This is a genomic window from Mycobacterium sp. NTMscope_Eco_3, assembly GCF_976985685.1.
On record NZ_CDRJYZ010000001.1, the window covers coordinates 2,883,314 to 2,903,510 of the forward strand.

The window sequence follows — 20,197 nt, forward strand, 5'->3', positions numbered from 1 at the left end:
CTAGCGGAAGGTTGGGCAGAAGTGACGAGACGAAACCGAGGCGGGCTCGTGCAGAAACGGTTCTTCAACACGACGGCGGCGGCTCTGGTCGCATCGGGTATCGCGGCGTGCTCATCGGCGCCCCTTGCCTCGCCTCCGTCGGACGCACTGGCCGCAGGAACCGCGAGGGTGACGATTAACGATAAGGAACTCCCGGCGACGACTTCGGTGAAGTGCTCGCCAATAGGAGCATTAACGACGATCACTACTGGTGACACGGCTGCAGGCGTTACGGCACTGATATCCAACGAAACTGGGCTCACTGCCAAATCCGTCAGCATCACTAACTTGGGCGGTTTCACCGGGAGCTACATGAAAGGGCTCGACGGCAACGCCGGCGTAAGTATGACGGGTCAGACGTACATGATCCGTGGTACCGCCGACGGGTTCGACACCGACCACCCCAGCGTGCGGACAACAGGCACATTCGCAATCCGGGTCGCGTGTTAGCCCGTTGCCGCCGATCACGAACCAACCCAGTTGGCACTCAGCCCGGCGACAGTGGTTGAGCAGATGCGCCGCGTTCGGGCGGTCGCGAGAGCGGCCCCGATGATCCACCTGAGCGAAAGCTCTCCTTGCTTCGTGGCGGCTAAAGCGTAATATGTCTGTCTAATTCTGGTCGCTCGAAAGCAAGGGCCGAACTGTGGCGCAATCACCATGGCCAAGGCAGTAATTGGTCGTAGGCGCTTCCGCAGCGCGCCACCGGCCTCCGCCTACTCGGTGGCGGACAAGGAGGAAACGACATGCAGTATCGGCCGCTGACACCGCGCGCCTTGTTGTTAGTCGCCACCAGCGCCCTGCTGTATGCCCCTGCCGCGCATGCGGATAATGACAACAACACGCTCATACCGAACAACAAACGCCTTAACGACGGTGTCGTTGCCAACGTCTACACCATGCAGCATCAGGCAGGCTGCACCAACGACGTCAGGATCAACCCACAGCTGCAACTCGCCGCGCAGCGGCACAGTAGGGATGTGCTGAACAACCGCAACCTCGACGGCGACATCGGCTCAGACGGATCCACCCCCCAGGACCGCGCGAACGCGGCAGGCTTCCACGGTCAGGCCGCGGAAACGGTGGCGATCAACCAATCCATCGCAATCAGCGGAAACGATTTGATCAACCGGTGGTACTACAACCCCGGCTACAACGCCATCATGTCCAACTGCGCCAATTCCCAGATGGGAGTCTGGTCGGAAAACAGCCCGGATCGCACCGTCGTCGTGGCTGTTTATGGACAGCCCGTACAACCGGCCGGCACCGGGGCAAATGAAGTGTCGCCCATGGGCGCAGCGCAAAGCGAGACCAATATACCGATCGATCCCAGCCCCGACTATGACGCCAGCGACGAGCTCGAGTTCGGCATCAATTGGTTCCCCTGGATCCTGCGGGGTGTCTACCCGCCGCCTGGCAATCCGCCGCAATAGGCAAGGGCCAGAACGTCATCGGAGCCCGGCGCGTAAACCGATTAGGCCGCGAGAGCCCGCTAAACTAAGCTTGATTCGAGCGCTCACCGAGCGAAATCGGGCGCTCTGCGGCCCCTACCTTTGCTTGATGAAGCCGGCATCTCGGCACCGCCTCCGCGAGAACAGTTGCCTGACATCAAAGAACACGAGGTTCGGCTTGTCGGTTGTATGGCTGTTCGCGGGACGCGCTGCCTCGCGGAGGCTGTCTGACCCACCCCGAACCCGCTGATAAGCACGGCGCCGTTGCGTTGTGCAGATCAGCCGAACTCAGCCCATCCCAGCATTTCCCGATAGAGAAGCTCGTTTGGCAGCGCGTCTGGCATCGGGCGAGGATCGTCCGCCCAGCAACCGAGCACGGGATGTTTCTGCGTTGTGATCGTTAACAGCACCTTGTTGCGAATGATGAAGTGAGAGAACTCCTCCAAGTAGCACAGCGTCTCCCTGAAGAGGGTTGTCGCCAGGGTGGCGATGTCTGCAGAGTACGTGCGCGGCTGAAATGGGTTGGATGACTGTGCGTTCCAGACCCCAAGCCTGTCCAGTTGGACTCGACTGAGCGGTGTGTCGGCGGGGTCGAACTCTGCAAGACCGTTGAGGGTGATCGCCACCGTTGTGGACGAGCCGTAGCTGCGAGACAGCCTATGTTGTGTGTCGAGGGGAAGCGCGTGGATTCGGTTGCCGCAACTGTCCAATGACCCAGGCGTACGAGCCCAGTGATTCCAGCTGTGCCGTATCTGTCGGCTCGAACTTCGCAATAACCGACCGCAATTCTTTGGTGAACGTGAGGGAGCCGCGCTGGTTGTCGGGATCTAGGGTCGTATCGAACAAGGTCCGGGTGACGCGGGCATACCTGTCCATCGCGGCTTACCGAGCACAACGAGCACGAGGGCGCAGCGCTCCTGGCCGAAGGTGCCTTCGCAGGCTTCCGAAAGCCTTGGGGCCCACGAACCCCGGCTGGACCGAGCAGATGCGCTCGATGTGCTCGGGACGATGTCGAGGATCCACCGCGAGCTCGACGCTGCGCGCCAAGTGACGTGAACTGATCTGCCGCCACTGCGAGCGAACAGCGGCGCGCCCTCCGCCAAACCCCCGGTCTACGCCTCATCGGCGATGTGGTGACCAATCCGGTCCGGCTCGGATTTTGCCGACATTGTCGTGAAGCTACCGCCCATCGCGATAGTCAGCAGATCCGGTTTATCGCAATACGCCACTACCCTGATGGGGTGACTGGTAATGCCGATCAGTGGGCCGACGACGACACCGACTTCCGGTTGGCACTACCGGGCGTTCGTGAATCGCTCATCGAAGCAGAATCCGACTACCGCGCAGGCCGCACATTCAGCGAGGGACACATCCGCGCTCACTACGGCTTGCTGCCGCGACACGCAGACCAGGACGAGTTGCGCCTGCGATGCACGGCGCACGGCAACTGGATGTCCGATCATCCCGATGCCGTGGCGGCCGCGGAAGAGTGGGCTGACGGAAACCTCGACGAACTTGATCACACCTGAAGCAACCATGCCAGCCGGGCCTCCGCCCGCGGACGCCAGCATGAAAACAAAGACAGAATCTCGCGGATTACTTCACGTGTTCGCTGTTCTGTTGGCAGCGGCCGTACTTGCCGCGTGCTCGTCGACCAATCCAACCAAGCACACAGGGTCGGGGCCATCAGCCCCGTCCGGCGCGACAATGATTCCAGGAGGGCCCATGGAACCCACACCCATTGCGCCGTCACCGAAGATCCCGAAAAGCCAACAAGAGGCCCAGGACTCAGTGCTTCGGTACCTACAGAAAACAGTCGACGGGTTGCCGCCGGGCACCGGCCTAGACACGAGCGACACCATCGGCGGCAGCAACCTCGGCTGCGATGACAACTACACCGGCCCCGGCCCCGGCCCCACCGAATTTTCGTTGTTCGCCAAAGTGATCGGGCCCGCCGGCGTGAAGCCGGCAGATCTCATCGCACACGCCGGAGAACTTTGGCGAAGCTGGGGCATCACGGTGATCGAGCGCGACGGCTTCGAAAAACCCAACCAATTCGGTTACTTCCCAGACGGATACCGCATACAAATCAAGGCGGCATATCCTCCCGACTATCCACCGACCATCGTCGCAACAACGCCGTGCTTCCCCGGCGACCTACGTAGAGATGGCCTACCGGTTCCCAAGGTGATCCAGCAAGGCTCGCCGGGCAGCTAGTTGTTGCCGGTCGCCGCCGGAAAACGGTCGGCGACCCTATTGCGCCCGCTATTTCCACACGGGCCAAAGGTGTCAGCGATGGCAGGTCCTGCGGTGCTGTCGGTAGGTGCGGGCATACTGCTGAGCATGTCCGACGTTGAGCCACCAGCCCTAGCCGCGGTGTTGGCCGGTGAGGATTCGTCGGTTCGGCGGGCAGTGCAGTTAGTCGGCCAAATCTTGACGGGGTCGGTAACCACGCAAGTCACCCTCGCGGGGTTTCTGCATGCGATGTTGGGCCGATCGGGGTCGGATCTGGTCTGTGAGTCACGGCGGTTGTCCTCGATCGGACACGTCGCGGCCGGATTGGCGCTGGCCGCGTTGATCGACCGCTTCGATCCCCCGATCGGGCCCAGCGATGACGACGAGCCACCGACCTGGGCGCACATCGAGATTGGCGACAAACACCTTGCGCCGCCTGCGCGGCTGTCGGCGTTCTTCACAGCCGGCCAGCTCGCCCCCGCGCCCGTCGTGGTCCGGTTAAGTTCATCGACGCTGTACTCCGATACGCCACGGCTGCAGGTCTACACCACCCCTGCTGATCGCGGTCATGCCGTCGCCGTGATCGAGGCGATCATGACCGACGCCGATGGCGCCAAAAACCTCTACCGTGGTCGAGCGCTGACCGCATCCGAGAACAATGGCCTGGTTCTTGAGGTCACGGACATCCCAACCCTTAGCCGCACGAATGTGATTGTGCCCGAGTCGGTATGGGAAGAGATCGACCTCAATATCGCCGCGTTGACCACCCACCGGCAGTTGATGACCCAGTTGGGGCTGGGAGTACGCCGCGGAATCTTGCTCGCCGGGCCGCCGGGCGTCGGCAAGACCGCGATCTCGCAAACCATCGCCGCCGAACTCGTCGGGCCGTTCACCGTGATCAATGTCGACGCCCGCGCAGGCAAATCAGTGCTGTCCGCCGTGTACAAAGAGGCCCGTGCACTAGGGCCGACCGTGATCGTGCTCGAGGACATCGACCTCATCGTCGGCAATCGCCGCCACCACGGCGAGGTTCGTCCTCTCTCGGAGTTCTTGGCTGTCATGGACACAGACCCCTCAGCGCCGATCTTGACGCTGGCTTCCACAAACGACGTCGCGGCGTTGGACGCGGCGGCGATCCGGACCGCACGATTCGACTCGATCATCGAGATCGGCTATCCCACACGCGAGGCGGCCGCACAGATCCTGACCACCTACCTGCGGGGCATTCCCGGAGCCGAATCCATTGATGCCAGCCAAGTCGCCGCCCACTTCAACGCCGAAACCAACGGCGCCGACATCCGCGAAATCGTTCGGCGTACCGTCCTAGCCACCGGGACGGTCAGCGAGACCGCGCTCCTGGCCACCATCCGGTCCGGCCGCTTCAAACCCGAACTACCCCAAGGCAACTACCTGTGATCAACAGCGCAGTCCTAGGCTCAACCAGTCACTGATCGGCGCCGCGGGCCCGCAGAAGCGCACGGATCAGCGCAGCTAGGGCTGGAAGACTTGGTCGATTGGGAAACGATGGCTGAACTCCTGCGCGGTCATGTTCTTGTCAACCGACGCGACGCGCCGTAAATCGTAAATCGGATTGGCGTCGCAGATTCGCGGCCAAGGCGATCCGAATAACGTGATCGCAAGCGCTTTCGTTCGAGAAACGGGATGTGATGCAGCACTACTAGTAGTACGATCGAGAGTGCCCTGGGTGTGGCTGTTCCGAAGAGTCGGCGTTCGGGTTGGAACCGACCGCGCAGGACGACCAAAGTAATCGACGCACCCGCTTGCCCTCCCAGGGCCTGACGAACGTACCGGCGCCTTTCGAGGAGCACCGGTCGTTACATCGGCCCGGCGCGAAACAGATCGCCGGTTGCGTCAAAAAACCTGCTTTAGCGCTTGTTTCGGCGCCGCGTACGCGCAACCAAGAGCTCGTTTACCGGAACTTGCAGGGCCTCGGCAATGTCGAAAAGGCGCTCATAGAGCAATCCGCGGCGCCCGTGCTCAACATCGATGAGGACATTGCGTGTAACACCCGACCGCAATGCAAGCGCCTCTTGAGTCATCCCTTGCTGGATCCGTAACTCGCGGATGTTGTGCCCCACGACGGATCGCCAGCGTTCCCACTGGGCGACCCGCTCCGGACTGTTTTGGCTCGGGCGCGTGGGCACGCTCTCAAGTAATCGGCGTCAGCGCCCAACTGTCTGCCCTACTAGTAGTACATTCTGCCGTCGGTCTTGGCGTCTTTTAGCCCTGACCGACATCCGCGTCTATCCGTACTTTTTCCATCCGACTTCAAAGTCATGGCCAGCCCGAGGGTGAGGCGCTCAGCTCATGGCAGGAGGGGCGGGCTACTCGTTGCATCACCGCATGAGGCAACTCGGTTGCCGGCGTTGGGCGTTGATGCCCTTGACCGGCCCACGGAGGCGATCTACTACCTCGACGGGACTGGTAGCTGGAATCGGCGTTGGGGGCATCCGAACATTTGCGCAACCAATGGGTGTCGACCCCACTGCGATTGATGCGATGACGCTTGATCAATTTCGGGCGGAAGGAGACGCCGGTCGGTCATGGCACTTATGCAGGCAAAGGCCCGCCGGGCCGGCTGCATTCGTGGGGATCACGATACTGCCCGGCCGAGGGTGGTGGCCGCTGGAAATCATGCTGGCGCGGAAATTGGGCATTCGCCTGCCCAGTGCACGTAGAGCGTCGAGGAGGCAGCGAGTACGTCAGTCCTGTCCCAGCGGCACAACGACCTCTTCGGCGTAGGCACTGTCAGCGGTTGCTGAACCCCGCCCTCACTTCTTGATGTTCGGTGGTTCATTCCGTTCGCCAGTCGCCAGCACAGGCTCGCGCATATGGCCGCTGATGGACTCGCGCACGAGGCGGACGACGCTGATGCCCATTCGCGCCGCCGCTTCTTCCAAGATCTTCTTTTCAGCCGGTGCAAGACGAACGACAACCGTCTCAGTCAGACGTCGGCGCTCGGAGCCGCTACGTCGCCCCCGTCTGGAACCACTCATAACGCGCCTTCCTGAAGCGATCCGTACAAACAGGGCAGCAACCCTTTCCGGAGCCGAATGTACTACTAGTAGGGCGTGCCTCGATTGGCGGCCTTCTCCGGCAGCGTTTCCAGAACCGGAAACGACGCATCGCCCACGGTCGGCAATGCGCTCGGACCCCGCTGCGCCGGCCGACGACTCCCCAAGTCGGTCAGCGTGCCAGGCAATATTCAAGCCTTCGTTCGGTCCGGGGCTGGAGCCGCTAGGTGTTCCGCTGCCCGCTCCGCACTCTGCGCCGCTCCGCGAGCCAATCACGACCACAGTCCCGCCAGCCGTCGCCATCTCGCGCCAACATGCCGCCATCATTGTTCGGGACCACCGCCAGGGTGGCGCGCCAGCTCGGAAAAGCCGCCACTGCGCGCCGCTCCCCTGCCACTCATACGTCGTGACACCCGACCTCGCGTTTCAACGGCCAAGAAACCGTGGGGGCGCACGTTGGGGCTTCCACGTCGGGTACCGCGTGTTGGCACACGCGGTACCCGCGTCGGCCCCGAGCCCTCGGTAGTCTGCCGCTGATGGAGCAAGCGTTAGCGCAAGCCTTAGTTGCGATGGACCCTGTGCCGCTGTCAGTGGTGCACGGAATCGTCAGCGACGACTGGCTCGCTGCGGACCAGACTCATTTTGACGTGTGCTTCCCGCAATTGACGTTCTCGGTGTAGACCTCGCCGACTGCCGAAACGAAGGGCGAGAAGGCCATTCGTCTCCGTGCCCTAGGTCGTGTCCGTGCCAGAGCCGCTCTCCCCTCGAGCGTGGCGGGATAACCCGGCGCGCGGTTTTCTAGGTCGCACGACGGAGGACCATCGGTTCGCAGAAGCGCCGCGCGCAGGGAGAACCGCCACCGCGCCATGGCTCAGCTATCCGCGCCCCGATCATTTCGGTTCACGTCCCACCGCGCTGGCTGGCGCGTCAACCGGCCAAACGCTCTTTGCAGTGCAAATGACCCGTGCGCTCGGGTGCACTTTCCTGGAAGTTAGCGCTGCTAATTTTCACCGTCCGCCGAACATCACACCTCTTGCACTTAGGTCTCGCATTGATAACGTTTCGTCCAGACGTTTTCTAGGAGCAGCGTGGTAGGGGGCGTTGACGCAGTGGTCTTGGAGGCAAGAACGGTTTCGGAACGGGTGTGCCCGCGCTGCGGTACGTCTTTCGAAGTACCCGATAAGGGGCCGGGTCGACGGCCTGTGTGGTGCTCCGCGCGTTGCCGGCGGCGAGCATCCGCGGAGCGCATCGCAGCCCTTGATTCCGGCGCTGCGGTGCGTGTCGTCGAGGTGCCTCGCGCGCATCGTCCCGACCCTGATGCGCGCCTACCGCTGCCCTCCATGGAGACCTTGGCGCGCCTGTTTCTTAGCTCGGACTACCAATGCAAAATTCTCCTGCAATCCCTTGTGCACCGGTACGCGTCGGGCGACATCGGCGACGAGCTGCGGTCCGCGATGGAGCAGTTCGCGGCCTCGGTAGATCTCCACCGGGTCCTGTCGGAGGATCCGTCGTACCGGCAGGCCCGCGACGAGATCGAGACGCTCCGCAAGCGTCTCCGCCATGACGTCGACGCTGCCGATCAGCGCGACCAGGAACTGGCCCGCCTGCGCCGTGAGTCTGAGGAGTTGCGGCGATTGCGAATCCGCGTGGCGGAATTGGAGTCTGTCGTGGCGAGCGCCGCTTACCCACTGCACCAAGCTGGCCAGCACGACGTCATGCTCAGCCGCCAGCAGCGCCGCGCAGCAGAACGCGCGGCCCGCAAAGGTCGCTACTAAGCCGGCGGCCACACACACCGAGCCGGAGTGGAGCGGCGACGCACGACTGCCGACCACCCGGTGAGCGCGGGAAGATGCGCCAATTCTCGTCCCGGCCGACCGTCGCGTAACGCCACCGCCAGCTCTAGCCTTTAGAAACGAGGTACCGCATGACACTGGCGCCCGAAAGCTCGCGCCGGCCGATGCGGGAAGGGAACGCAGCACGATGGCCTTGCTAGACGGGCACTGGTACAGCTCAGCCGAACTTGCCGAGCTGCTCCACGTCGACGCATCCACCATTCGACGCTGGCGTACGTCGCATCCGCCCAAAGGCCCGGCCTTTGTACGCGTTTCGGACCGGGTGTACATGTATAACTCCAACGACGTCGAGGCATGGTTGTCCAGTCGGCACGTTGACCCCGGCGAGGTCGCGTGATGGCCGAAGAACTGACGCTTCCACTTGGTGTTTCGTTATCAGTTGACATCGAGGAGCGCCCCACCCGGGCCGCTCCCTTCCGCGCTCGGGTTCGGTGGATCGACCCAATCACCAAGAACCGCGCTTCGAAATCAGCTTCGTTTGCAACGCGTGAAGCCGCGGTCGACTGGGCCGCCCGGATGGAACGCGCCGCGGCGCACGGGGTCGACCCGAAGACGGCCACGACGACGCTGGCGGAATACGGCACCACGAACATGGCATTGGCGCTGCGGGGGCTTGAGTCCAAGACCACCGATCCCTACCTGGCCGGCTGGCGCAAGCGCGTTGTCCCGACGCTCGGGCACCTGCCCATTGCCATGGTCACCAATGGTGCAGTGGATCGAGCTGTGCACGCGTGGATCGCGGACGAATGCAGTCGATCAACTGTCAAGAACAGCCTCGCCGTGCTCGTCCGCATCATGGAACAAGCGCTGCGAGACGGCATCATTGACCGCAATCCGGCTCGAGTCTCCGGTTGGCAGCGCCAATACAAGCTCGCCGAGGACGAACTCGACGATCCACGGGCACTTGCGCTCCCGAACTGGACTGCCCTCACCACCCTTGCCGATGCACTCGTCGCCCGGTCGGCGGGCAGTTATCGGGGTTGGGGTGACGCAGTCATCTTCGAGGCGTGCACCGCCGCCCGCATCGGCGAAGTGGCCGGATGCCTGGTGCGCGACATCAACACCCACGAGTGGATATGGACGGTGCGCCGTCAGACCACCCCATCGCCGGGTGGCTTGGTGGACAAGAACACTAAGGGCAAACGTGCGCGCGAAGTCCCGTTGATCCCGGCTGTCCGCGAACTCGTCAAGCGACGGATGGACGTCGTCGCAAGCAACCCCGATGCGCGACTCTTCATCGGCCCCAGGGGCGGAAGGATCACCACAGCCACGCTGCGCGACGCCACCTCTTGGGATGCCGTGGTCACCCAGCTCGGCTACGAAAAGCTCACGCGCCATGGCTTACGGCATACGGGACTGACATGGATGGCCGATGCCGGTGTCCCGGTACACATCCTCCGCAAGATCGCCGGTCACGGAGCGCTGACAACGACCCAGCGCTATCTGCACCCCGATCGGCAATCCGTCATCAATGCGGGCGATCTGCTTGAGCGGCACTTGTGGTCCCCAAGTGGTCCCCAACTCCGCGTCATCTCATCCTGACCTAATCGCGTCACCGCAGATCAGGACACATTTCCTCTGGTCGGGCTGACAGGATTTGAACCTGCGACCACTTGACCCCCAGTCAAGTGCGCTACCAAACTGCGCCACAGCCCGCGCGCCAGTGGTTCCACCGGCAGCAGGTCGAAAGCCTACCGCAAGCGCTCCGCCAATCCGCCAGGCGCCCATTCGTGGAAGGCCCGGTATCTCTCGGCACCATGAGGTGATGCGCAAACGTGCTAGCGCATGCGCTATCGGATTCGAGAGTCACCACTCGGTTCGGGAGAGGCGCCACCTTCCAAACGCCCAGCGCTCAGCGCCGCCGGGCACCCCGCTTTTCGCGCACCCGCACGTTGATCCGGATCGGCGACCCCTCGAAACCGAAGGTCTCGCGCAACCGGCGCTCCAGGAAACGCCGATACCCCGCCTCGAGAAACCCGGTGGTGAACAACACGAACGTCGGGGGCCGGGCGGTGGCCTGGGTGGCGAACAGGATGCGCGGCTGCTTGCCGCCGCGCACCGGGGGCGGGGTGGCGGCCACCACCTCTTTCAGCCAGGAATTGAGTGGGCCTGTGGCGATCCGCGCGTCCCACGACGCCAGTGAGGTCTCCATCGCCGGCACCAGCTTTTGCACGGCGCGGCCGGTCTTGGCCGAGATGTTGACGCGCGGCGCCCACCGCAACTGCGCCAGCTCGCGGTCGATCTCACGCTCCAGCAACTCGCGCCGGTCCTCGTCGACCAGATCCCACTTGTTGAAGGCCAGCACCAAAGCCCGGCCGGCTTCGATGACCATCGACAGCACCCGCTGATCCTGTTCGGTCAGCGGGTCCGACGCATCGATCAGCACGATCACCACCTCGGCCGCGTCGATGGCCGAGTGCGTGCGCACCGAGGCGTAGAACTCGTGTCCGCTGGCCTGACCGACCTTGCGCCGCAACCCGGCGGTGTCGACGAACCGCCACACCCGGTCGCCCAGCTCGATGAGCGAGTCCACCGGGTCCACCGTCGTCCCCGCGACATCGTGCACCACCGAGCGCTGATCGCCGGCCAGCTTGTTCAGCAGCGAGCTCTTGCCGACGTTGGGTTTACCGACCAGCGCCACCCGGCGCGGCCCACCGGGTTTGGGCCCCACCTCCGACACCGCGGGCAGCGCGGCCAGCACCTCGTCGAGCAGGTCGGCGACCCCGCGGCCGTGGATCGCGCTGACCGCGTGCGGCTCACCGAGCCCCAGCGACCACAACATCGCCGCGTCCGCTTCCGCCTTGTCGCTGTCAACCTTGTTGGCAGCCAAGAACACTGGCTTTCCCGACCGCAGCAAGATGCGGGCGGCGGCTTCATCGGCCGAGGTGGCGCCGACGACGGCGTCGACCACCAGGATCACCGCGTCCGCGGTGCGCATGGCCACCGAGGCCTGCTCGGCCACCAGCTGTTGCAGCCCCTTCGCGTCCGGCTCCCATCCCCCGGTGTCCTGCACGACGAACCGCCGGCCGGTCCACAGCGCGTCGTAGGAGACCCGGTCGCGGGTGACGCCCGGGATGTCCTGAACCACCGCTTCGCGACGGCCCAGAATCCGGTTCACCAGCGTCGACTTGCCGACGTTGGGCCGGCCGACCACCGCCACCACGGGCGCCGGGCCGGCCTCCTCCTGTTCGTCGAGGCCGAATTCGACGGATTCCCAGTCGCTTTCGTCGCTCCACGTGCCGTCCTGAGTCACCGCACCGCCCCGCTTCGCTGCTTGACCAAGTCCCGTAGGTGGGTGATCACCTGCGCCTCGGTCATCTCACTGGTGTCGACGATCACCGCGTCGGGGGCCGCCCGCAGCGGCGACACCGCCCGGGTGGAATCCAGATGGTCGCGGCGGCGGACGTCGGCGAGCACGGCGTCGTAGTCGTCTGCCAGCCCGGCCGCCACGTTCTGATCGTTGCGCCGACGCGCCCGCGTTTCGGCGGACGCGGTCAAAAATATCTTTACCGGTGCGTCGGGCAGGACGACGGTGCCGATGTCGCGGCCCTCGACGACGACATCGCCCGGCCCAGCGGCCATCTCACGCTGCAGCTCGACCAGCCGGGCGCGCACCGCGGGCACCGCCGACACCGCCGAGACGGCGCCGGTGACGGCATCCCCCCGAATCTCGGTCGAAACATCCTCTCCGCCAAGGAAACACCGATCGCCGTCCACCGACAGCTGCGCTGTCGACCCGATCCGGCCGACCGCGTCGGCGTCGCCCGGATCGACGCCCGCACGCAACGCGGCCAGCGTCACCATCCGGTACATCGCCCCGGTGTCGAGGTAGCGGGCTCCTAAGGCGCGCGCCAATCCCTTTGACACCGAAGACTTTCCGGTCCCCGCCGGGCCGTCGATGGCCACCACAACCCCACTCACAGGCCCACCGCCTTGTAGAGCTGCCCGATCTCGTCGCGACCCAGCGCCCGGAAGCTGCCCGGCCGCTGCTTGCCGAGCGACACGGGTCCAATGTCGGTGCGCACCAACGCTTCCACCGGGAATCCGGCGGCCGCCAGGAGCCGACGCACGATGCGATTGCGGCCCTCGTGCAACGTGACCCGCACCAGCGTCTTGCCCGGGATCGCATCCACCACCGCGAACTCGTCGACCCGCGCGGGCCCGTCGTCCAACTCGATCCCGGCGCGCAGCGCCTTGCCGACCCCGCGGGGCACCGACCCGGTCACCGTGGCCAGATAGGTCTTGGGCACCTCGTGGGAGGGATGCATCAGCCGGTGCGCGAGTTCGCCGTCATTGGTCAGCAGGATCAGCCCTTCGGTGTCGGCGTCCAACCGACCGACGTGAAACAGGTTCTTGTTACCGCGAACTCGGCGTTCGATCAGATCACCGATACACGGCCGGCCGCGGTCGTCCGACATGGTCGAGTGCACGCCGCGCGGCTTGTTCAGCGCCAGATACACCTGCGAATCGTCCAGGACGATCCGGGCCCCGTCGACACGGATCACCGAGGCGTCCGGGTCGACGCGGGTGCCCAATTCGGTCACCACCTGCCCGTCGACCTCGACGCGGCCCTCGATGATCAACTTCTCGGCGGCCCGCCGCGACGCAATTCCGGCTTGGGACAACACCTTTTGCAGCCGGATCCCCTCAGCTTCGACCATCAATCCTGGTCCACGTCGAACGTCAGCGCCGGGTCGGCCGCCTGGCCACCGGAAAGTTTGATGAAACGTGGCTCGCTGTCCAGGGATTCGCTGAGGTCCTCGATCGTGTCCACGTCGGGCAGCAGCGGCGCGATGTCGGGCAGGTCGGCGAGCGACGTCAGCCCCAGGCGCTCCAAGAAGAGCTCGGTGGTGGCGAACGTCGTCGCGCCGCTGTCGTCGTCCACCCCGGCTTCGGTGATCAGGCCGCGCGCCAGCAGCGTGCGCATCACGGCGTCGACGTTGACGCCGCGGACCGCGCTCACCCGCGCGCGTGTCACGGGCTGGCGGTAGGCGACCACGGCCAGTGTCTCCAGCGCGGCCCGGGTGAGCTTGGACCGCGCCCCGTCCAGCAGCAGCTTCTCCACATACGGCGCGAACCGGGCGCGGGTGTACATGCGCCAGCCCTCGCTGTTCTTCCGCAGGTCGATCCCGCTGTCGCGGGCGGTCAGTTCCTCGGCCAGCTCCTGCAGCCTGGTGGCGATCCGATACACCGGCTGTTGCGTGGCCGACGCCAGCGCCTCCGCGGTGACCGGCGTGTCCACCACCAGCAGCAGCGCCTCCAGCACGGAGCCGAGTTCCTCGGACTCCATCGGCGCGGCCTCGGCGATGTCCGGGATGCCGACGTCGAGGTCGGAATCCAGGTCGACGTCGGGATCGATGTCGTCGCTGGGTCCGGCACCGTTCAGATGCCGTTCCTCCGCATCGCTGCGCTCTGCGTCGTCACCGGCAGTGCCGAAGCGCCGTTCCTCCGCATCGCTGCGCTCTGCGTCGTCACCGGCAGTGCCGAAACGCCGTTCCTCCGCATCGCTGCGCACTGCGTCGTCACCGGCGCCGTTCATGATTCGTCCCGCACTTCTACCAAGGCTTCACTGACCGGACGTTCCCCGGTCCACGAAATTTGGAGCACGCCAAGCGGCTCTGACTGGTCGAATGCTACCGCCCGCGACCGATACAGTTCGAGCAGCGCCAGGAACCGCCCGACCACCTCCATCGACGCCTCACAGTCGGCGACCAGCTCGGAGAACGTCGCCCACGCCCCGCTGCCCCGCGCCTGAAGGATCGCCAACAGCTTCTTGGCCTGCTCGGGAACCGAGACCTGCACCTCGTGCAGGTGGGCCACCGACACCGTCGGGACGGGCCGCGGGCTGAACGCGATCGCCGCGATCTGGGCGAATCGGTCCGCGTCGACCCCGATCATCACCTCGGGCAGCAGCTCGGTGAACCGGTCCTCCAGCGAGACGGCGCGCGGGTAGCTGCGCAGCGCGGTGGCCTCCAACTCGGCGAACATCTCGGCGACGTGCTTGAACGCGCGGTACTGCAGCAACCGGGCGAACAAAAGGTCGCGCACCTCCAGCAGCGCCAGGTCCTCGTCGTCGTCGACCTGCCCGGCCGGCAGCAACCGGGCGGCCTTCAAGTCCAGCAGGGTGGCGGCCACCACCAGGAACGCGGTGGTCTCCTCGAGCTCCATCTGGGGACCGATTTCGCGGGTGTAGGCGATGAAGTCGTCGGTGACCTGGTGCAGCGCCACCTCGGTCACGTCGAGGCGATGGGCGAAGATCAGCTGCAGCAGCAGATCGAACGGCCCCTCGAAATTGGTCAGGCGGACCTGAAAGCCGTTCTGTTGGGGCGCCTCACCGTTTGCGGTCGCGTTCACGCGCCGAATCGGTCGATGAACTCGCGGGCCAGCGCGCGATAGGCGACGGCCCCGGTCGATCGCGGGGCCCACGTGGTGATGGGTTCGCCGGCCACGCTGGTCTCCGGGAACCGGACGGTACGGGTGATGACGGTGTCGAACACCAGGTCGCCGAACCGCTCCACCACCCGGGCCATCACTTCGCGCGAGTTGACCGTGCGCGGGTCGTACCGCGTCAGCAGGATCCCGCTGATCTCCAGCTTCGGGTTGAGCCGGTCGCGCACCTTGTCGACGGTGTCGGTGAGCAGCGCCAGGCCGCGCAGCGAGAAGTACTCGCACTCGGTGGGAATCACCACCCCGTCCGAACAGGCCAGGCCGTTGACGGTGAGCAGGCCCAGCGACGGCTGGCAGTCGATCAGCACGTAGTCGTAGCGATCCAGCACCGGGTGCAGCGCCCGGCCCAGCGTCTGCTCGCGTCCCACCTCGTTGACCAGCTGGATCTCGGCTGCCGACAGGTCGATGTTGGACGGCACCAGATCCATGTGCTTGACCCGGGTCTGCAGCAGCACGTCGTCGATCGACACCCGCGGCTCCACCAGCACGTTGTGGATGGTCTTTTCCAGCTCGTAGTGCGGGACGCCCAGGCCGGCGGACAGCGCGCCCTGCGGATCCATGTCCACCAGCAGCACCCGGCGCCCGTACTCGGCGAGCGCGGCACCCAGGTTGATGGTCGACGTGGTTTTCCCGACCCCACCCTTCTGGTTGCACATGGCGACGACTTTGGCCGGGCCGTGCGAGGTGCGCGGCTGTGGCTCCGGGATCGCCCGCGGCGGCCGCCCGGTCAGGCCGAGCTCGACGCCGTTGTCCGGCTGCTCGGTCATGGCGGGGGTGTTCGGGAGGTGAACATCGACCGAAAGTCTAACGGGTCCGCGCGCCGAAACCCGGCGACCCGCAGGCAATTAACCAGCCAATATGAGGGGAAATCGGTGGTGAAACGCACATCCCGACAGCCTATTCACTCCAGTCACAGCAGCACCAGTTTGGGGGGCGATGTGCCTGCCGAAAGATGCTGGCGCCGGTGCTAGCACTGTCGGTGATCGGCCTATCGTGGCCCCTATGGATCTCAAGCGACGGATACCCCTGCTGCGATGGTCGGTCTGGCGGATGGCCCCCGGGGTCAAGAACATCAACACCACGGGTCAGATCGGTGACGGGCGCGAAGCGGCCGCCGTCGAGTACGTCCTGCGCAACGCCCGGGCGGGCGACGTCGACGACGTGCTGGCCACCATCGACAAGTTCGCCTACGAGAAGTCGATGCTGATCAACGTCGGCGACAAGAAGGGGCTGCTGCTCGACGCCGCCGTGCGGCGCGCCGATCCGGCGCTGGCCCTCGAATTGGGCACCTACTGCGGCTACGGCGCGCTGCGCATCGCGCGGGCCGCGCCGAAGGCCAAGGTGTACTCGGTCGAACTCGCCGAGGCCAACGCGGCCAACGCCCGCCAGATCTGGGCGCATGCCGGGGTCGCCGACCGCGTGACCTGTGTGGTCGGCACCGTCGGCGATGGTGGCCGCACCCTGGATGCGCTGGCCGATCACGGGTTCGCCGCCGGCGCACTCGATTTCGTGTTCCTCGATCACGACAAGGACGCCTACCTGGACGACCTGAAGAGCATCCTCGATCGGGGCTGGCTGCATCCGGGGTCGATCGTGGTCGCCGACAACGTGCGGGTGCCGGGCGCGCCGAAGTACCGCGCGTACATGCGCCAACAGCAGGGCAAGCTGTGGAACACCGTCGAGCACAAGACCCACCTCGAGTACCAGTCGCTGATGGCCGACCTGGTGCTGGAGTCGGAATACCTGGGCTGAAAAGAGCGGGGGTTACCGCGCCCGCGGGTGGGCTTCGGCCCACACTTCGCGCAGCGCGTGCACGGTCACCATTGTGTAGATCTGCGTCGTCGTCACCGAGGCGTGCCCGAGCAACTCCTGCACGACGCGCACGTCGGCGCCGCCCTCGAGCAGGTGGGTGGCGAACGAATGCCGCAGCATGTGCGGCGACACCCCCGAGGTGATCCCGGCGCGCTCGGCCGCGTCCTGCAGGACCTGCCACGCGCTTTGCCGCGACAGCCGCCCGCCACGCACATTGAGGAAGATGGCCGGCGTCCCGCGCCCGCGGCGCGCCAGATCCGAACGCCCGCGCACCAGATAGGCGTCCAGCGCGGCCACGGCGGGCCGCCCGATCGGGACCAGTCGCTGCTTACCGCCCTTGCCGCGCAACAACACTGACCTGGCCTGGGTGTCGACGTCGTCCACGTCGAGGCCGACGGCTTCGGAGATGCGCGCGCCGGTGGAGTACAGGAGTTCCAGCAGCGCGCGGTTGCGCAGGGTCAGCGGGCCGTCGGCCGGGCTCTCGCCCCCCGCACCCTCCAGCAACGCCAGGACCTGGTCGATGGTCAGGCTTTTGGGCAGCCGGCGGCCGGGCGTGGGCGGGCGGACCGCGCGCGCCACGTCGAGTTCGGCCAGCCCTTCGGCCGCGGCGAAGCGGTGCAGGCCGCGCACCGCGATCAGGGCCCGAGCCGCCGACACCGCCGACAGCGCCGCCGCCCCGGTCTCGGGGTCGCCGCGGCGCAGCGCCACCAGAAACTCGCTGACGTCGTCCTCGCCCACCTTGGCCAGATCGTGAATTCCGCGGTCCGACAGGTGTTTTGTGTAGCGGCGCAAGTCGCGGCGATACGAGCTCAGGGTGTTCGCCGCGACGCCGCGCTCGATCGTGAGGTGGTCAAGGTAACCCTGAAGTTGGGTATCCAGCGCCACCGTCGTCATGGCCCGGCCTTTCGGGCCGCGAACGCCGTCGGCCTGTCGATCCAGGGACTGTCCACCGGCCGCGGCCGCGCGAACCCTTCGGTGACGGCATGGGCCGCCAAGATCCCGGCGATGGCAATGGAATTCACGACGTCACCGCTGAAGACCCGGCGGGCGGCCTCCGCGATGGGAACCCAACTCATCGTCATGTCGGCTTCCTCGTGATGCGCCTCGGGCCTGCCCACCTCGGTCAGGCCGGTCGCCAGATAGATCCGCACCGATTCGTCGCTGAATCCGGGCGCGGAGTTGAGGTCGACCAGCACCTGCCAGGTGCCCGCCCGCAGCCCGACCTCCTCGTGGAGTTCACGGGCCGCCGTCTGCTGCGGCGGCTCCCCCGCGACGTCGAGCAGCCCGGCGGGCAACTCCCAGAGCCGCCGGCCGAACGCGTGCCGGTACTGGTAGACCAACGCGATGTTGTTGTCGGCGTCCAGCGCCGCGATGGCGACCGCCCCGTAGTGCTCGACGACCTCACGCACGGCGGTGGTGTCGCCCGGCATCCGCACCCGGTCGCTGCGCAGCGCGAAAATCTTTCCGGTGTACAGCGTTTCGGAGGACGCCGTTTCGAAGACGTGCTCAGCCACGGGACGCGGGCTCAGGTATGGGCCGCGCGGCGCTGTCCCGATGCTGGATGCCGTTGGACGACTGCTCGGGGATTTCCACCGGCAACCGTTCGCCGGCTTTGTAGTCGAGGGCCGCCCCGACGAATGCGACGAACAACGGGTGCGGCCGGGTGGGCCGGCTCTTGAGCTCCGGATGAGCCTGCGTGCCGACGATGAAGGGGTGCACGTCCGGCGGGTACTCGACGAACTCGACCAGGTGGCCGTCGGGTGAGGTGCCGGAAAACCTGAGGCCGCTTTCCGCGATCTTGTCTCGGTAGGCGTTGTTGACCTCGTAGCGGTGCCGGTGCCGTTCGGACACCTGCGTCGTGCCATACGCCTGGGCCACGATCGAATCCGGTTCCAGCACGGCGGGATAGGCGCCCAGCCGCATGGTGCCGCCGAGGTCCGCCTCGCCGGCGACGATGTCGACCTGGTCGGCCATCGTGGAGATGACGGGATCCGGTGTGTCCGGGTCGAATTCGGCCGAGTTGGCCTCGGTCAGGCCGGCCGAGCGGGCGGCCTCGATCACGATGCATTGCAGCCCGAGGCACAGGCCCAGCACCGGCAGGCCCCGGGCGCGCGCGTAGTGGATCGCGCCGAGCTTGCCCTCGATGCCGCGGATGCCGAACCCGCCCGGAATCAGCACACCCTGCACGTCGGCCAGCGCCGCCGCGGCACCGGGCCCGGTCTCGCAGTCATCGGACGCCACCCAGAGCAACTCGACCTTGGCGTGGTGCTTGAAACCGCCGGCGCGCAGCGCCTCGGTGACCGACAAGTAGGCGTCGGAGAGCTCAACATACTTGCCCACCAAGGCGATTCGCACCGTTTCATGGGGCTCATGCACCCGGCGCAGCAGGTCGTCCCATTCGGTCCAGTCGACGTCGCGGAACGGCAGGTTGAGCCGGCGCACCACATAGGCGTCGAGTTCTTCGCGGTGCAGCACCTTCGGAATGTCATAGATCGACGGCGCGTCCGGGGTGGAGATCACGCCGTCGATGTCGACGTCGCACATCAGCGCGATCTTGTTCTTCAGCGCCTCGGGAACGTCGCGGTCGCAGCGCAGGATCAGCGCGTCCGGGGTGATACCGATGCTGCGCAGCGCGGCCACCGAGTGCTGGGTGGGCTTGGTCTTGAGTTCGCCCGACGGGGCCAGGTAGGGCACCAGCGAGACGTGCAGGAAGAAGACGTTCTCGCGACCCAGGTCGTGACGCACCTGGCGGGCCGCCTCGAGAAAGGGCTGCGACTCGATGTCACCGACGGTGCCGCCGATTTCGGTGATCACCACATCGGGGCGGTTGCCCTGCGCGTCGGGCTGGGCCATCGCCATGATGCGCCCTTTGATCTCGTCGGTGATGTGCGGGATCACCTGGACGGTGTCGCCGAGGTACTCACCGCGGCGTTCCTTGGCGATGACGCTCGAATACACCTGCCCCGTAGTGACATTCGCCGAGCCGGACAGATCGCGATCCAGGAACCGCTCGTAGTGGCCGACGTCGAGGTCGGTCTCGGCGCCGTCCTCGGTGACGAAGACCTCGCCGTGCTGGAACGGGTTCATGGTGCCCGGGTCGACATTGAGGTACGGATCGAGCTTTTGCATCGTCACGTACAGCCCGCGCGCCGTCAGTAGCTGACCGAGGCTGCTGGCGGTCAATCCCTTACCCAACGAGGATGCGACGCCCCCGCTGACGAAGAGGTGCTTGGTGGCGGTTTGCGGGTGCTTTCGCAACAGGCGACCTCCGTGAAGACGGGCAGGGCTTGAAAAATGTTTCTAGCGAACAACTAGATGGGCCTGCCGA

Annotated in this window: 22 protein-coding genes and 1 tRNA gene; 10 read left to right on the top strand and 13 right to left on the bottom strand. The window is 65.7% G+C overall.

Annotated features, from left to right (window positions below):
- Positions 1-48: 48 nt before the first annotated feature.
- Positions 49-489: a lipoprotein LpqH gene (locus AC0KTM_RS13255; protein ID WP_064939660.1), complete on the top strand. Its 441-nt coding sequence runs from the start codon at positions 49-51 to the stop codon at positions 487-489.
- A 293-nt stretch (positions 490-782) separates the two neighbouring features.
- On the top strand, positions 783-1,469 hold the full coding sequence (locus tag AC0KTM_RS13260) for a CAP domain-containing protein (protein ID WP_014385063.1): 687 nt from the start codon (positions 783-785) through the stop codon (positions 1,467-1,469).
- Positions 1,470-1,765: 296 nt separating this feature from the next.
- Here AC0KTM_RS13260 and AC0KTM_RS13265 read toward each other — a convergent pair whose 3' ends face one another.
- Positions 1,766-2,113: a hypothetical protein gene (locus AC0KTM_RS13265; RefSeq protein ID WP_472415765.1), complete on the bottom strand. Its 348-nt coding sequence runs from the start codon at positions 2,111-2,113 to the stop codon at positions 1,766-1,768.
- Positions 2,114-2,620: 507 nt separating this feature from the next.
- Here AC0KTM_RS13265 and AC0KTM_RS13270 point away from each other — a divergent pair.
- The 3 genes from AC0KTM_RS13270 (at position 2,621) to AC0KTM_RS13280 (ending at position 5,138) form a co-directional block, all read left to right on the top strand.
- On the top strand, positions 2,621-3,016 hold the full coding sequence (locus AC0KTM_RS13270; protein WP_472415767.1) for a hypothetical protein: 396 nt from the start codon (positions 2,621-2,623) through the stop codon (positions 3,014-3,016).
- 295 nt (positions 3,017-3,311) lie between these two features.
- Positions 3,312-3,704: a hypothetical protein gene (locus AC0KTM_RS13275; protein ID WP_472415768.1), complete on the top strand. Its 393-nt coding sequence runs from the start codon at positions 3,312-3,314 to the stop codon at positions 3,702-3,704.
- A gap of 78 nt (positions 3,705-3,782) precedes the next feature.
- Positions 3,783-5,138 (top strand): AAA family ATPase, encoded by a 1,356-nt coding sequence (locus AC0KTM_RS13280; RefSeq protein ID WP_472415770.1) that lies wholly within the window; start codon positions 3,783-3,785, stop codon positions 5,136-5,138.
- A 470-nt stretch (positions 5,139-5,608) separates the two neighbouring features.
- Here the strand turns inward: AC0KTM_RS13280 and AC0KTM_RS13285 are convergent, their stop codons facing one another.
- Both AC0KTM_RS13285 and AC0KTM_RS13290 read right to left on the bottom strand, forming a co-directional pair.
- A complete protein-coding gene (locus AC0KTM_RS13285) occupies positions 5,609-5,887 on the bottom strand; it encodes a helix-turn-helix domain-containing protein (RefSeq protein WP_041785028.1) in 279 nt (92 codons plus the stop codon).
- Between the two features lie 627 nt (positions 5,888-6,514).
- On the bottom strand, positions 6,515-6,739 hold the full coding sequence (locus AC0KTM_RS13290) for a plasmid mobilization protein (RefSeq protein WP_472415772.1): 225 nt from the start codon (positions 6,737-6,739) through the stop codon (positions 6,515-6,517).
- 554 nt (positions 6,740-7,293) lie between these two features.
- Here AC0KTM_RS13290 and AC0KTM_RS13295 point away from each other — a divergent pair.
- The 4 genes from AC0KTM_RS13295 to AC0KTM_RS13310 all read left to right on the top strand — a co-directional run bounded on the left by AC0KTM_RS13295 (position 7,294) and on the right by AC0KTM_RS13310 (position 10,152).
- Positions 7,294-7,437: a hypothetical protein gene (locus tag AC0KTM_RS13295; protein WP_472415774.1), complete on the top strand. Its 144-nt coding sequence runs from the start codon at positions 7,294-7,296 to the stop codon at positions 7,435-7,437.
- Positions 7,438-8,097: 660 nt separating this feature from the next.
- The gene (locus AC0KTM_RS13300; RefSeq protein WP_472415776.1) at positions 8,098-8,532 is read left to right on the top strand and encodes a septation ring formation regulator EzrA; all 435 of its coding nucleotides are present in this window, start codon (positions 8,098-8,100) and stop codon (positions 8,530-8,532) included.
- Between the two features lie 205 nt (positions 8,533-8,737).
- Positions 8,738-8,947 carry a helix-turn-helix transcriptional regulator gene (locus AC0KTM_RS13305; protein WP_008257535.1) on the top strand — a complete coding sequence of 70 codons (210 nt, stop codon included), beginning with the start codon at positions 8,738-8,740 and terminating at the stop codon, positions 8,945-8,947.
- Positions 8,947-10,152, top strand: coding sequence for a tyrosine-type recombinase/integrase (locus tag AC0KTM_RS13310; protein ID WP_472415778.1), 1,206 nt, complete (start codon positions 8,947-8,949; stop codon positions 10,150-10,152). Before AC0KTM_RS13305 ends, AC0KTM_RS13310 begins: the two co-directional genes overlap by 1 nt.
- Before the next feature lie 37 nt (positions 10,153-10,189).
- Here AC0KTM_RS13310 and AC0KTM_RS13315 read toward each other — a convergent pair.
- The 7 genes from AC0KTM_RS13315 to AC0KTM_RS13345 form a co-directional block, all read right to left on the bottom strand.
- Positions 10,190-10,266: transfer RNA gene (locus tag AC0KTM_RS13315), tRNA-Pro, on the bottom strand.
- Between the two features lie 196 nt (positions 10,267-10,462).
- Positions 10,463-11,863, bottom strand: a complete 1,401-nt coding sequence (gene der / locus AC0KTM_RS13320) for a ribosome biogenesis GTPase Der (RefSeq protein ID WP_225328518.1) — start codon at positions 11,861-11,863, stop codon at positions 10,463-10,465.
- Positions 11,860-12,531, bottom strand: coding sequence for a (d)CMP kinase (gene cmk / locus AC0KTM_RS13325; protein WP_225328517.1), 672 nt, complete (start codon positions 12,529-12,531; stop codon positions 11,860-11,862). Before cmk ends, der begins: the two co-directional genes overlap by 4 nt.
- Entirely contained in the window at positions 12,528-13,271 is a 744-nt protein-coding gene (locus AC0KTM_RS13330; protein WP_014380296.1) for a pseudouridine synthase, read from the bottom strand. Before AC0KTM_RS13330 ends, cmk begins: the two co-directional genes overlap by 4 nt.
- Entirely contained in the window at positions 13,271-14,149 is an 879-nt protein-coding gene (gene scpB / locus AC0KTM_RS13335) for an SMC-Scp complex subunit ScpB (RefSeq protein ID WP_472415780.1), read from the bottom strand. The genes AC0KTM_RS13330 and scpB overlap by 1 nt, the downstream gene beginning before the upstream one ends.
- Entirely contained in the window at positions 14,146-14,964 is an 819-nt protein-coding gene (locus tag AC0KTM_RS13340) for a segregation/condensation protein A (protein ID WP_225328515.1), read from the bottom strand. The genes scpB and AC0KTM_RS13340 overlap by 4 nt, the downstream gene beginning before the upstream one ends.
- Positions 14,961-15,824: a ParA family protein gene (locus AC0KTM_RS13345; protein WP_225328514.1), complete on the bottom strand. Its 864-nt coding sequence runs from the start codon at positions 15,822-15,824 to the stop codon at positions 14,961-14,963. The genes AC0KTM_RS13340 and AC0KTM_RS13345 overlap by 4 nt, the downstream gene beginning before the upstream one ends.
- Positions 15,825-16,059: 235 nt before the next feature.
- Between AC0KTM_RS13345 and AC0KTM_RS13350 the strand changes: the two genes are divergently transcribed.
- Positions 16,060-16,809 (top strand): O-methyltransferase, encoded by a 750-nt coding sequence (locus AC0KTM_RS13350; RefSeq protein ID WP_472415782.1) that lies wholly within the window; start codon positions 16,060-16,062, stop codon positions 16,807-16,809.
- A 12-nt stretch (positions 16,810-16,821) separates the two neighbouring features.
- Here the strand turns inward: AC0KTM_RS13350 and xerD are convergent, their stop codons facing one another.
- From xerD to AC0KTM_RS13365, 3 genes are read right to left on the bottom strand one after another with little or no spacing between them, the layout of a single operon-like run.
- The gene (gene xerD, locus AC0KTM_RS13355) at positions 16,822-17,763 is read right to left on the bottom strand and encodes a site-specific tyrosine recombinase XerD (protein WP_225328512.1); all 942 of its coding nucleotides are present in this window, start codon (positions 17,761-17,763) and stop codon (positions 16,822-16,824) included.
- Positions 17,760-18,383 (bottom strand): NUDIX domain-containing protein, encoded by a 624-nt coding sequence (locus tag AC0KTM_RS13360; RefSeq protein WP_472415784.1) that lies wholly within the window; start codon positions 18,381-18,383, stop codon positions 17,760-17,762. The genes xerD and AC0KTM_RS13360 overlap by 4 nt, the downstream gene beginning before the upstream one ends.
- Positions 18,376-20,127 carry a CTP synthase gene (locus AC0KTM_RS13365; RefSeq protein ID WP_472415786.1) on the bottom strand — a complete coding sequence of 584 codons (1,752 nt, stop codon included), beginning with the start codon at positions 20,125-20,127 and terminating at the stop codon, positions 18,376-18,378. The genes AC0KTM_RS13360 and AC0KTM_RS13365 overlap by 8 nt, the downstream gene beginning before the upstream one ends.
- Positions 20,128-20,197 lie beyond the last annotated feature (70 nt).